The organism is Pseudomonas sp. P5_B3 (genome assembly GCF_056400405.1).
Genome location: NZ_JBFULI010000001.1, coordinates 237,651 through 250,354, shown reverse-complemented (window position 1 = coordinate 250,354; position 12,704 = coordinate 237,651). Strand labels below are relative to the sequence as shown.

At 60.7% G+C, this 12,704-nt stretch carries 12 protein-coding genes; 2 read left to right on the top strand and 10 right to left on the bottom strand.

The features are described 5' to 3' along the window. Positions 1 to 231 precede the first annotated feature (231 nt). Together AC1DRN_RS01215 and AC1DRN_RS01210 are read right to left on the bottom strand one after the other, a co-directional pair. The gene (locus AC1DRN_RS01215; RefSeq protein WP_223460535.1) at positions 232 to 1,059 is read right to left on the bottom strand and encodes an amino acid ABC transporter permease; all 828 of its coding nucleotides are present in this window, start codon (positions 1,057 to 1,059) and stop codon (positions 232 to 234) included. Then, complete coding sequence (locus AC1DRN_RS01210) at positions 1,056 to 1,877, bottom strand: ABC transporter substrate-binding protein (protein ID WP_108218844.1); 822 nt, start codon at positions 1,875 to 1,877, stop codon at positions 1,056 to 1,058. The genes AC1DRN_RS01215 and AC1DRN_RS01210 overlap by 4 nt, the downstream gene beginning before the upstream one ends. Before the next feature lie 112 nt (positions 1,878 to 1,989). On the opposite strand from AC1DRN_RS01210, the gene AC1DRN_RS01205 reads away from it, so the two are divergent. Beyond that, positions 1,990 to 2,889 carry a homocysteine S-methyltransferase family protein gene (locus AC1DRN_RS01205; RefSeq protein ID WP_457265681.1) on the top strand — a complete coding sequence of 300 codons (900 nt, stop codon included), beginning with the start codon at positions 1,990 to 1,992 and terminating at the stop codon, positions 2,887 to 2,889. Positions 2,890 to 3,023: 134 nt separating this feature from the next. On the opposite strand, the gene AC1DRN_RS01200 is transcribed toward AC1DRN_RS01205, so the two are convergent. The 3 genes from AC1DRN_RS01200 to AC1DRN_RS01190 are packed head-to-tail and all read right to left on the bottom strand — an operon-like array spanning position 3,024 to position 4,785. After that, positions 3,024 to 3,695, bottom strand: a complete 672-nt coding sequence (locus tag AC1DRN_RS01200) for a GNAT family N-acetyltransferase (RefSeq protein ID WP_457265680.1) — start codon at positions 3,693 to 3,695, stop codon at positions 3,024 to 3,026. 9 nt (positions 3,696 to 3,704) lie between these two features. Next, positions 3,705 to 4,151, bottom strand: a complete 447-nt coding sequence (locus AC1DRN_RS01195; protein WP_457265679.1) for a GNAT family N-acetyltransferase — start codon at positions 4,149 to 4,151, stop codon at positions 3,705 to 3,707. 10 nt (positions 4,152 to 4,161) lie between these two features. After that, a complete protein-coding gene (locus AC1DRN_RS01190) occupies positions 4,162 to 4,785 on the bottom strand; it encodes an FMN-binding negative transcriptional regulator (protein WP_457265678.1) in 624 nt (207 codons plus the stop codon). A gap of 92 nt (positions 4,786 to 4,877) precedes the next feature. Between AC1DRN_RS01190 and pdxR the strand changes: the two genes are divergently transcribed. Further along, positions 4,878 to 6,431 carry a MocR-like pyridoxine biosynthesis transcription factor PdxR gene (gene pdxR, locus AC1DRN_RS01185; protein ID WP_457265677.1) on the top strand — a complete coding sequence of 518 codons (1,554 nt, stop codon included), beginning with the start codon at positions 4,878 to 4,880 and terminating at the stop codon, positions 6,429 to 6,431. 118 nt (positions 6,432 to 6,549) lie between these two features. Here pdxR and AC1DRN_RS01180 read toward each other — a convergent pair whose 3' ends face one another. The 5 genes from AC1DRN_RS01180 to AC1DRN_RS01160 all read right to left on the bottom strand — a co-directional run bounded on the left by AC1DRN_RS01180 (position 6,550) and on the right by AC1DRN_RS01160 (position 12,673). Beyond that, entirely contained in the window at positions 6,550 to 7,650 is a 1,101-nt protein-coding gene (locus AC1DRN_RS01180; protein ID WP_457265676.1) for a polyamine ABC transporter substrate-binding protein, read from the bottom strand. Between the two features lie 11 nt (positions 7,651 to 7,661). Beyond that, positions 7,662 to 8,693 (bottom strand): histone deacetylase family protein, encoded by a 1,032-nt coding sequence (locus AC1DRN_RS01175; protein WP_457265675.1) that lies wholly within the window; start codon positions 8,691 to 8,693, stop codon positions 7,662 to 7,664. 268 nt (positions 8,694 to 8,961) lie between these two features. Next, entirely contained in the window at positions 8,962 to 9,954 is a 993-nt protein-coding gene (locus AC1DRN_RS01170) for an AraC family transcriptional regulator (protein ID WP_223460516.1), read from the bottom strand. Positions 9,955 to 10,114: 160 nt separating this feature from the next. Continuing rightward, complete coding sequence (locus AC1DRN_RS01165; RefSeq protein ID WP_457265674.1) at positions 10,115 to 11,119, bottom strand: asparaginase; 1,005 nt, start codon at positions 11,117 to 11,119, stop codon at positions 10,115 to 10,117. 102 nt (positions 11,120 to 11,221) lie between these two features. Then, positions 11,222 to 12,673 (bottom strand): alanine/glycine:cation symporter family protein, encoded by a 1,452-nt coding sequence (locus tag AC1DRN_RS01160; protein WP_477786605.1) that lies wholly within the window; start codon positions 12,671 to 12,673, stop codon positions 11,222 to 11,224. Positions 12,674 to 12,704 lie beyond the last annotated feature (31 nt).

Here is a 12,704-nt window from a genome sequence, read left to right as displayed (position 1 = left end):
CCCGTCGTTGGTGGGACAACAGTCGATGGGCCTTGAATTGGGTGCTTAATCTCGCGTGGTTTGATCGCTTGGGACTTCCACGTCTCTCCTGACCTCAATCCCTCGAACCGCCCGGTGCGGACCCGCATGCCGGGTGGTGTGGCAGGGGTACGGTCTATGAAGGCCGTCCCCTATGCCGATTCGCGTTGTTAGCCGAGTCGTTTTTATGGCGTCACCACGCATCAAGTGAACTCATCGGTTATGCAAATACGCCTTCCCGTAGTGACGCTCCATCCTTGCCTGAACCAGCTCCAATCCAATCGACATCACCCAATAAATCACCGCTGCGGTCGTCAGCATCTCGATGTACCGATAGCTCGACCGCCCATACGATTGCGCCAAAAACATCACTTCCCAAACCCCCATCACTGAGATCAGCGACGAGTCCTTGAGCATGGAGATGAACTGGTTGGTGGTCGGCGGGATGATGGTGCGCATGGCTTGGGGCAGGGTGACGCGCCAGAAAATCACGGTTTCGCGCATGCCCAGGGCCAGTGACGCTTCCCGTTGGCCGTGGGAAACGCCGAGGATGCCGGCGCGGAAGATTTCGCTCAGGTAGGCGCCGTAGTTCAGCGACAGGGCGATGATCCCGGCCGCGATGGCGCCGGGTACTACGCCCAGTTGGGGCAGGCCGAGGTAGATCAGCAGAATCTGGATCAGCAATGGTGTGCCGCGAAAGAACGAGGCGTAGAAACTGGCGATGCCGAACGCCACGGCGCTTTTCGACAGCCGCCCCAGGGCGGTGATGAAACCCAGCAGCGACGAGGCGACTATTGAACACAGGCACAGAAACAACGTCAGCGCCGCGCCTTGCAGGAAGCCGTTGGGCGCCAGGTGCACGCCGACGAGGTTGGGCAGTTTGTCGAGGATGATCGAGAACTTCAGGTCGAAGCTCAGGAAGAAACTGGCGAACAATCCGAGCATCGCCGCCCAGGTCAAGTACAGCCGTGTGCGGAAACCGAAGATCCGTTGCAGCCGTGACTCAGCCGGCGGCTGGGGAGGTTTGGGGAAAGAAGTCATTTACTGATATCAGCGCCGATCCATTTTTGCGAGAGCTTGCTCAGTGTGCCGTCCTGTTTCAGCTGAGCGAAGACGTCACGCACTTTGGCGTCCCACTGGGCGTCGCCTTTTTCAATGGCCACCGAGTTCGGCTCCGAGTACAGCGGCTCGCCGGCGAGTTTGAAGCGCTTGTCTTCGGTCAGGCGCGGTTGGGCGGTGACAAGGTTGGTGAGGATCGCGTCCAGTCGCACGCCAGCGCCCAGGCCGAGGTCCTGGAACGCCACGTTGTCAGTGTCATACGGGGCGATCTGCACGTCCTCGAACGGGTACTGCAATTGGGTGTCTTCGGCGCCTTCGATCACCAGGTTTTTGTTCAGGTAGCTTTCATAGCTGGAGGCGCTGGTGAGGCCGACTTTCTTGCCGCTCAGGTCCTTGGCGCTGTGGATGCTGTCGTCCTTGGCGTTGACCACGATCACCGCTGGCGAGGCGTAGTACTCGACCGGGAAGTCGAAGACCTCGGCGCGGGCCTTGCTCGGGGTCATGGAGCAGATGCAGATGTCGTAGCGCCCACTCCAGCGGCCGGCAGCGATCACGTCCCAGGACGGGGTTTCGAGGCGCAGTTTGACGCCCAGTTTGTCTGCCACGGCCTTGGCCACGTCGACGTCGAAGCCATCGAGCTGGTTCTGATCATTGAGGAACGAGAAGGGTGGATAGCTTTCCATCAACACGCCCACCAGTTCTTTTTTTTGCTCGACGCGATCCAGCGTGGCGCCGCCAAAGGCTTGGGTGGAGGCAGCCAGAATCGTCAGGCCCAGGGCCAGGAGTGGTTGGAATTTCACAGTCGATTCCTGATAAAAAAGAGGTTGTCATTAACCGGATGGTGCGTATTAAATAGTTATAAGAACGACTCCGATAGTGAGTTATTTTCATAAGCTTATGAGTGAAAAGCATATGGGCGCAGCAAGCACAGTGATTCTGGATGGCGGCATGGGTCGTGAGTTACAGCGCCGAGGCGCGCCGTTCCGGCAGCCTGAGTGGTCGGCGCTGGCCTTGAGCGAAGCGCCGCAAGCGGTAGAGGCGGTGCACTCGGCTTATATCGAAAGCGGTGCGAACGTGATCACCAGCAACAGTTACGCGGTGGTGCCGTTTCACATTGGCGAAGAGCGTTTTGCAGCAGAAGGGCAGGCGCTCGCGGCGTTGGCCGGTGAGCTGGCTCGGCGCGCGGTAGAGGCTTCGGGCAAAGCGGTGCGTGTGGCCGGTTCATTGCCGCCGCTGTTTGGGTCCTATCGCCCGGACCTTTTTGATGCTGGTCGGGCGACTGAATTGTTGGCGCCGCTGGTGAAGGGTCTGGCACCTCATGTCGATCTGTGGCTGGCAGAAACCCAGAGTTCGATCGTTGAAGCGCGAGCGATCCACGCCGGTCTGCCAACGGACGGCAAGCCGTTCTGGCTGTCGTTTACCCTGAAGGATGAGGACACGGACGAAGTGCCGCGCTTGCGTTCGGGCGAGCCGGTGGCTGAAGCCGCCGCCGTGGCGGCTGAGTTGGGCGTCGAAACGTTGCTGTTCAACTGCAGCCAGCCGGAAGTAATCGGTGCTGCGATTGATGCCGCGCGGGAAACCTTCGAGCGTTTAGGGGTGAAGATTCACATCGGCGCTTATGCCAATGCCTTCCCGCCGCAACCGAAAGAGGCCACGGCCAATGACGGTCTGGACCCGTTGCGTGAAGACCTTTATCCGCCGGGTTACTTGCAGTGGGCGGCGGATTGGAAAGAACGCGGCGCCAGTCATTTGGGCGGTTGCTGCGGGATCGGGCCGGAGCATATTGCGGTGCTTGCCCAGAAACTCGCCTAAAAGCATCGCGGGGCAAGCCATGCTCCTACAGGTTTGGTGGCGTCCACAGATCGTGTGTCCGGCCCATATCCCGTAGGAGCAAAGCTTGCTCCGGGCGGCGTTCCGACGATAGCGTCCGTCCAGGCGCTACCGAATCAGGTGCGGCACTCCGCCAACGTTTTCACCTGCCCCGAATCCGTCTGGTTCTTATCGGATAGCCACCGCTCAAACCCCGCCCCGATCGCTGGCCATTCCGAGTCCAGAATCGAATACCACGCCGTATCCCGGTTCTGCCCCTTCACCACCATATGCTGACGAAACACGCCCTCAAAACTGAACCCCAGCCGCTCGGCCGCGTATTTGGAGCGGGCATTGCCGTTGTTGCACTTCCACTCCAGACGGCGATAACCCAGCGCAAAGGATTCCTTGGCCAGCAAATAAATCGCCTCGGTGCTTTTCGGCGAGCGCTGCATCGGCGCGCCGAACGTGACATGGCCGATCTCGATCCGCCCTTGTGAAGGGACAATCGACATCAAACTGAGGATGCCCTGCACATCGCCGCTAGCACGGTCGATCACGCTGAAGAAATACGGGTCGCTATTGGCCGCATGATTGTTCAGCCAATCGTTGAAAACGCTGCGCTCCGGGAAAGGCCCATAAGGCAAATAATCCCAGAGTTTCGGGTCGGCACCCGGGCCTTGCAGGGCCTTCCACAAACCATCGGCGTGACGCGCCGGGTCGAGTTTTTCCAAGCGGATGTAACGCCCTTCGATCAGTTGAGCGGTGGGTGCCGGGACGCCTTTCCAGTCGGCGAGTGAAATCGACATGCTGTTCTCCTAGATGGCTTTGCGAAACTGGATGAAACCGGGGCGTTCGGCGATGCGCTCGTAGAGCTGGATCGCGGTGGCGTTGGTTTCGTGGGTCAGCCAGTGGACCTTGTTGCAGCCGTCGGCCTTGGCCGTGGTGTAGACGAATTCGATCAGTTGCCGGCCGACGCCGGTGCCGCGGGTTTCCGGGGCTACCAGCAAGTCTTGCAGGTAGCAGGAGTTTTCGATGGCCCAGTTCGAACGATGGTAGATGAAATGCACCATGCCCACCGCTTTGCCGTCGGCCCAGGCGAGTGCGGCGTGGGTTGGCTCGTTCGGATCGAGCATGCGCTGCCAGGTGCTTTGGGTGACGGCCTCCGGCAATTCGGTGTTGTAGAAATGCAAGTAGGCTTGCCACAGCGGCAACCAGGCCGCGTGATCACCGGCGGCGACCTGGCGAATGTCGATTTGACTCATGGTGATTTCCTTAGCGCATCAATTGGGCGAGGGTTTGGTCATTGATGTCGGGGCTGGCGGCCAGGCCTTCGCGCACGCCGGCGATGTCGGCGGGGCTGCGGTTTTGACTGAGCTTGCGCTTGCCTTCCAGGCGGTCGATGGGGATGGCGAAACCGACGATGGCCTTGAGCATGCCGTCGATGTAATCGGCGGGGGCATCGGCCACTGACCACGGTTGGGCGCGGCCAGCTTCATGACGGTCGGTAAGGGTGCTGACGATGTCGAGCAGCCGCCCGCCATCGCTGAAGGTTTCGGCTCGGCCATAGGCGTGTACAGCGACGTAGTTCCAGGTTGGCACGACTTTGCCGTGTTCGGCCTTGCTCGGGTAGAGGCCGGGGCTGACGTAGGCGTCGGCACCGGCAAAAATCAGCAGGGCTTCGGCGCCGTCGCGCAGGTCTTTCCACTGTGGATTGGCTTTGGCCAGATGCCCGTACAACGTACCGTTCGAGCCTTGTTCGCAATGCAGCAGCACCGGTACATGGCTGGCTTGCAGGCCGCTTTCACCGTAGGTCACCAATATGGCGAGGCGGGTGGCGAGGATCAGTTCATGCAGTTGGGACAACTCGTCGATGGCAAAAGCACGTGGTGTGTACATGGAGATATTTTCCTTGGCGAATGTCTGCATCCTAGGCAGGCTATTGGTCTGTTGTAAGAGCCATTAATGACCAATTTCATGGGTCCATTGCGATGACCAGCGAACCACTGTCCCTGACCTTCAACCCGGCGGGTATCGAACTTGATCGTCGCCAGGGGTTGAGTCGGCAGCTCTATCAGGCATTGCGGATGCGGGTACTCGACGGGCGACTGGCCAGCGGCACGCGTTTGCCGGCCAGTCGGGATCTGGCTGCCGCGCTGGCGATTTCCCGCAACAGCGTAGTGCGCGCCTACGATCAGCTTTACGCTGAAGGGTTTATCGAGGGGCGGGTAGGTGACGGGACTTACGTCGCGCAATTACCCCATGCAACCTTGCCGGCAAAAAAACTATCCACAAAAGTATCCACAGGGTTTTCAACAGGCTTACCCACAGCTTTATCCACAAATTGGCTTGATTTGCCTGTGGATTCATCCAGCAAAGTTACCCACAGGGACGCCTTGACCCGTGTTGAAAAGAATCATTTACCCATGCCGCCCAGCGGTCCGCCCAAGGCTTTTCGGGTCGGTGTTCCTGCGTTCGATCTGTTTCCGTTCGAGGTCTGGGCCAAGCTGAATGCGGCTTTCTGGCGTAAACCGGATTTGCAGCAACTGTGCTACGGCGATCCGGCCGGCGATGCACGCTTGCGCGGGATGATCGCCGCGTATTTGCGCAGTTCCCGTGGCATGCAGTGCACGGCTGAGCAAATTGTGATCACCAGTGGTGCGCAGCAGGGGATCAGCCTTTGTGCACAGCTGCTGGTGGGGCCCGGTGACGGGGTGGCGATTGAAAATCCGGGGTATCGGGCGGCCGGTCATGCGTTCGCCGTGGCAGGTGCCCGGCTGCATGGGGTGGCGGTGGATAGCGAGGGTATCGACTGCGGTGAACTGGCACAGCTGAGCGATTGCCGTCTGACCTACGTCACCCCGTCCCATCAGTACCCCACCGGGGTGGTGATGAGCCTGGCTCGCCGTCTGGAATTGCTGGCCTGGGCCGAACGCACGCAGGGCTGGATCGTCGAGGATGACTATGACGGCGAGTACCGCTACAGCGGTGCGCCGCTGGCACCTTTGGCAGCACTGGATCGGCATGGCCGGGTGCTCTACGTCGGCACGTTCGGCAAAGTGGCGTTTCCGGCATTGCGCCTGGGTTACCTGGTGTTGCCGCGTGGTCTGGTTGAGGCTTTCGCGCGGCGCCGTGCAGTGGATGTACGGCATTCGGAGGTCAGTACTCAGGCGGTAATGGCCGAGTTCATGGCGGCCGGGCATTTCCAGCGACATATCCGGCGGATGCGGCGTGCGGCGCTGAGCCGGCGTAATGCGTTGCTCAGCGACTGGCCGGCGGAGATTCCCGGTGTCGGCCCGTTACCCGTGGTCGCCGCCGGATTGCACATGACCGTGCCGGTCGACAGTGTGGCGCGTGAACGTGAACTGATCGAGTTGGCACAAAGTGTCGATGTCGAGATCAACGGCTTGAGCAGTTATTGGTTGCCCGATTCCGCGACGCCGATGGATCAGCGCGCGGGACTGGTACTGGGCTTTGCCGCCGTGCCCGAAAAGGCGATCGAATCAGCATTGGAGCGATTGCGCAGGGTGTGGAAGGTGCTCTGAGGAGGGCGGCCTGCTCGGTCCGCCTACGAGCATGCACCATGAGCGGTAAATAAATATCGCGGGCAAAAAAAGACCTGCGCGAGCGCAGGTCCTGGTGACGGCGGGAACGAGACAGTTATCAGGTGCCGGACTTGATCTTGGTCCAGGCCCGGGTGCGCGCCCGTTCGGCATCGCGGGGCAACGGTTGCAGGGTGTAGAGCGTGCTCATCGCCGTGTCGGTCGGGTACAGGTTCGGGTTGTTGCGGATCACCGGGTCGACCATTTCCGTGGCGTCCTTGTTCGGGTTCGGGTAGCCGACGAAGTCACTGACCGGTGCAATCACTTGAGGCTGCAGCAGGTAGTTGATGAAGGTGTAGGCGTCTTCGGGGTTTTTCGCCCCCTTCGGAATCGCCAGCATGTCGAACCAGATCGGCGCGCCTTCCTTCGGCAAACGCATGTCGACGACCACACCGTTCCTGGCTTCCTTGGCGCGGTTGGCGGCTTGCGAGAAGCTGCCGGAATAACCGACTGCGACGCAGATGTCACCGTTGGCAATGTCGGCCATGTACTTGGACGAGTGGAAGTAGGTGATGTACGGACGGATCTTCATCAGCAGCGCTTCAGCCTTGTCGTAGTCCGCAGGCTTTTTGCTGTTGGGGTCCAGGCCGAGGTGTTGCAGGGCCAGCGGCAGGATCTCCGACGGCGAGTCGAGCAGGGCGACGCCGCACTGCTTGAGCTTGCTGATGTTCTCTTCCTTGAAGATCAGGTCCCAGCTGTCCAACGGCGCGTCGACACCCAGCGCTGCTTTGACTTTATCCGGGTTGAAGCCGATCAGGATGGTGCCGTACATGTAAGGCACGGCGAACTTGTTGCTCGGGTCGTTGGCTTCGATCAGCTTCATCAGCTTGGGGTCGAGGTGGTTCCAGTTCGGCAACTTGCTGCGATCCAGCGGCTGGAACACGCCGGCTTCGATCTGCTTGGCGAGAAACACATTGGACGGCACCACCACATCGTAGCCGGAATTGCCTGTCAGCAGCTTGGCTTCCAGCGCTTCGTTGGTGTCGAAAATGTCGTAGACCAGTTTGGACTGGGTGTTCTGGGCTTTGAAGTCTTCCAGGGCCTTGGGGGTGATGTAGTCGAACCAGTTGTAAACGCGCAACGTGCGCTCCTCAGCGTGCACGGCACCGCCAAGCAACGTGGCGCAAAGCGCGGGAGCGATAAAGCGCTTGAGTCTGTTCATTGTTTTTTTCCTCACTGAGCGCTTTCAAAACCTTCGAGAACGTTCACGGCGTTGATGCCGATTTCCTCTACGGCATAGCCGCCTTCCATGACAAACAGCGTGGGTTTGCCGAGCGTCGCGATGCGCTTGCCCATGGCCAGGTAGTCCGGGCTGTCGAGCTTGAATTGCGAGATCGGGTCGTCCTTGAAGGTATCGACGCCCAGGGACACGACGATGATGTCGGCGCCGTAGTTTTCGATCTCCTTGCAGGCCTGTTCCAGTGCCGCACTCCAGGTGTCCCAGCCGCTGCCGGCGGGCAATGGGTAGTTGAAGTTGAAACCTTCACCGGCGCCTTCGCCACGTTCATCTTCATAGCCAAGGAAGAATGGGAATTCGGCTTCCGGATGACCGTGGATCGAAGTGAACAGCACGTCGCTGCGTTCGTAGAAAATCGACTGGGTACCGTTGCCGTGGTGGTAATCGACGTCGAGGATTGCGACCTTCTTGTGGCCCTGATCGAGGAAGGCCTGGGCGGCGATGGCGGCGTTGTTGAGGTAGCAATAACCACCCATCAAGTCGCCGGCGGCGTGGTGTCCCGGCGGACGACACAGGGCGAAAGCAGAACGGGCGCCGCGCTGGATTTCCGCTTGGGCGGTGAGCGCGACTTGCGCTGCGCTGTACGCCGCTTGCCAGGTGCCGGCGGTGATCGGGGCGCCGCCATCAAAGCTGTAATAGCCGAGCTGGCCGTGCAGGCTGGTCGGTTTGACGTGGCGTAACGTGCGGGCTGGCCAGGTGTAGGGCAGCAGGTCACCGTCGGTGTTGAATTCGGTCCAGCGTGCCCAGGCGCCCTTGAAGAAATCGAGGTAGTCGCGGCTGTGGATGCGCGCGATGGGCTCCAGACCGAAATCCTTCGGTGCTTCTACAGGGCCCAGGCTCTGGTTTTTCACCCGTTGCAGCACGTGGTCGGCACGGGAAGGCATCTCGAAGCAGGGCTTGAGTTGTCCATCGATAAGTTCACAACGGCCGTGGTGCAGGTGGTGATCGTCCGAGTAGATCGTCAGCATTTCTTGTTCTCCGCAGGCTGATTCGGTTGAACACAGTCTTGCGGTGCAGACGGTTTAGGAGAACGGCAGGAAAGGCCAAAAGGGGATCGATATGGCCAAAACATTTGACCGAAATTCGCCCCTTGATAATGCGGAGCTCTCGCGGCCGCCATCGCGAGCAAGCTCGCTCCCACAGGTGAGCCTCAGTGCCCGCGATTTTTGTGTAAAACGCATAACCCTTGTGGGAGCGAGCTTGCTCGCGATGGCGGCAGATCGGCCACTACAGCCATCAGGGCCGAAACTGACTGGGTGCCACACCACTCCAGCGCACAAACGCATGGCGAAAACTCGCGGTCTCGCTGAAACCCAGGGCTTCGGCGATTTGATAGATCGGCAGCTGATCCTCGCAAAGCATTTGCTTGGCCTGCTCGAAGCGCAGTTCGTCGAGCAGTTCCTGATAGCTGCAACCCATGTCCTTGAGATGCCGGCGTAAGGTCCGCGCCGAACAGTTCATTTGCTCGGCCAACCCCTCCAGCCCCGGCGCCGCATTCAATTGCGCGCTGAGCAATTGGCGGATCCGCCCCAGCCAGGCCTGGCGCCCGGTGAACTCGATGTTCTGTTTGCGGCAGCGTTCGGCCATGGCCTGGTGGGTGATGATATCGGCCAGCGGCAGAGGCTGGTCGAGCCAGCGCTTGTCGAAGGCGAAGGCGTTGTTCCGCGCGCCGAAGTGCACTGGGCAGTTGAAGTGTTCGGCGTAGGTCACTTCGTAATCGGGCGCGGCGTGTTCAAAGCGGGCGCCGAGCAAGGGCAGGGGATGGCCGAGCAGGTCGTCGCAGGTGACTTTCAGCGACACCAGGCAGAACTCGGCGTTGAACACCGCCATGGCCGGGCTCTCGCGGTAATCAGCGGCGGCGAACCAGATGCGCTCGCCATCGTTTTCAAGGCTCAACTCGAAAAGTGTTCCCAGCAGCGCCGGATAACGCATTGCCAGACGCAAAGCGTCACCGAAGGTGGCACTGGTGAGCAGGGCGTAACCGAGCATGCCGTAGCAGGAAACGTGCATCCGCCGGCCCAGTTCCAGGCCGATGTCACGTTTGAGGGCAACGGCGTTGGCACAGACCTGCATTTCCTGATTGGTGGTGATGCACGTGTCGGCACGGTTCAGATCCGCCGCACTGATGCCGCTTCCGGCCAGCAGCGCTTCGCTGGACAAGCCTTGTGCCTTGAAGGCATCGAGTACCAGGGAGACCGCGTTGAGCGTGGTGAGGTGGGAGTGGAGCATGAGGACTTCCAGCCTTGGGATGCTGGAATGCGGAGCAAGTTGTGTGCCGATGACCCTGTGGGAGCGGGCTTGCTCGCGAAAGCGGTCTGTCTGTCACATCAATATTGGATGTGCCGTCGTCTTCGCGAGCAAGCTCGCTCCCACAGGGTTATGTGTTGATTCAGCTCAATTCGCCGCAAAGGTCGAGTTCGACAAGCCGACGGACTTCGTCCGTTTCAAGCCCCGCACCCAACAGCCCATGCAACTTGCCGAACGCCGCCTCACGGGTCATGCCGCCACCGGACAACACCCCAACGCCACGCAGGCGACTGCCCGCCTCATACACGTCCAGCTCGACACCGCCTTCATGGCACTGCGTCACCGCGACCACGACTACGCCGTTGTCCCGCGCGCGCCCAAGGCTGGCGAGAAACCCGGGGTTGTCGCTCGGGCCGGTGCCGCTGCCGTAGCACTCCAGCACCAGGCCTTGAATGCCACTGTCGAGCAAACCATCCAGCACCTCGGCGCTGATGCCGGGGAAGAGCGGCAGCACGGCGACGTTCGCCAATTGTTTGGGCTGATTGTAATTCAACTGTGTTGGGAGCGAAGGCACCTTCACGCCACCGCCCTGACGCTCCAGTCGTTTGAACGGATGTCGGCCAAAACTGCGTACCTTCGCGCAGCGGGTCGGGTCCAGCAGTTCGCCATGGAAGTACAGATGTACGTCCGGCGCGATGCCTTGGCCCAAAGCGACCAATGCGCCGCTGAGGTTTTCCCAGGCATCGCTGTCGGTGACGCCGGCTGGCAGCATCGAGCCGGTGAAGCACACGCGGGCGTGCAGGCCGAGCAACTGGAAACTCATGGCGGCGGCACTGTAGGCCAGGGTGTCGGTGCCATGCAGGATCAGCACGCTGTCGCAGCCCTGAACATCCACCGCGTCGACCACCGCTTCGCGCAGTTGTTGCCAATACGCCGGGGTCATGTTGGCGCTGTCGATCAGCGGCGACATTTCGCGAAAGCGCCATTGCGGCACCACCAGTTCAGGCTGGCTGTGCAGATAGTCGCGCATCCGCGCTTCGAAACCGGACGCTGGAGCCAGGCCGTTTGCGCTAGCCTGCATGCCGATGGTGCCACCGGTATAGAGCACCATGACGTGCTGGGCGGCAGGGTAGGTCGAGGAATTCATGAAGATTCTCCGAAAGGAAGAGTTCCTGTGGGAGCAAGCTCACTCCCACAGTTTTTCGCACTTTAACTGACAGGCGCAGGGGATGCGCCTGTCGTTTACCGATCAGCGTTGCGCTGCAGGCACACCTTGCGACTCAACTTCAGTCTTGCCGACAGCGGCTGGCGGATTGGCCGGCCAGGCGTTGCGGTCCAGGTCCAGGTCCGGGAACTTGGCCGAGTCGAACACTGGCGTCTTGATGCCAGCGGCGCGCTGGTCATCGTAGTCACGCAGGATGCGCATGCCGACCTTGAACAGCAGGAACAGCGCGATCAGGTTGACGAATGCGAGCATGGTCATGGTGATGTCGGCGAAGGCAAATACGGTGCCGAGGTTTTCGATGGCGCCCCAGAAAATCAACACCAGTACCAGCGCGCGATAGCCCATCAGCGCCTYGCGGTTTTCACCGATCAAAAAGCGCAGGTTGCTCTCGCCCAGGTAGTAGTTGTAGAGGATCGAGGTGAACACGAACAACGCCAGGGCCACGGAGATGAACATCCGGCCCCAGTCACCGACCACGGCGGCCAGGGAGTTCTGGGTCAGGGCAATGCCGTCGCCTTCGAAGCCCGGGGTGTAGAAGCCGGAGAGCAGGATCAGCAGCGCGGTGCAGGTGCAGATCACGAAGGTATCGAGGAACACACTGAACGCCTGCACCACACCTTGTGCCACCGGGTGCTCGACCGCCGCAACCGCCGCCACGTTCGGCGCACTGCCCAGGCCTGCTTCGTTGGCGAATACGCCACGCTTCACGCCCATGACGATGGCGCTGCCGATCAGGCCGCCGAAGGCCTGGTCCAGACCGAAGGCGCTCTTGACGATGGTCATCAGCATGCCCGGCACATGGTCGAACTGCAGCACGATCACGTAGAGGGTCACGCCGATGTACACCAGGGTTTTCACCGGCACCAACAGGTCGGCGACCTTGGCGATGCGCTTGATCCCGCCGATGAACACCAGGCCCAGCAGCACGGCCAGGCCGATGCCGGTGTAAGTGGTGTCGAGGCCGAACGCGTTGTTCAGCGAGTGCGTCACGGCGTGGGCTTGCAGGCCGTTGAAGGCGAACCCGAAAGTCACCAGCAAAAGGAACGCCATCAGCATGCCCAACCAGCGTTTTTGCAGGCCGTGCTGGATGTAATAGGACGGGCCGCCACGGAACTGGCCGTCGGAATCGCAGCGCTTGTAGAGCTGGCCGAGGGAGCATTCGAAGAAGCTGCTGGACATGCCGACCAGCGCGGTCACCCACATCCAGAACACGGCACCGGGGCCACCGAGGGTCACGGCAATGCCGACCCCGGCGATGTTGCCCGCACCGACGCGGCCGGCGAGGCTGAGCATCAGGGCCTGGAACGAACTGAGTTGCCCGGCGCTGCTTTTGAGGCTGTCGCGGAACACCGCGAACATGTGGAAGAAATGACGCAGTTGAACGAAACGCGAGCGGATCGTGAAGTAGCTACCGAGCCCGACAATGAGCACGATCAGTACTTTCCCTGAGAGGAAGTCGTTAATGACTTCGAGCATGGATTATTCCTCGCTGTTTTTTGTGTAGGCG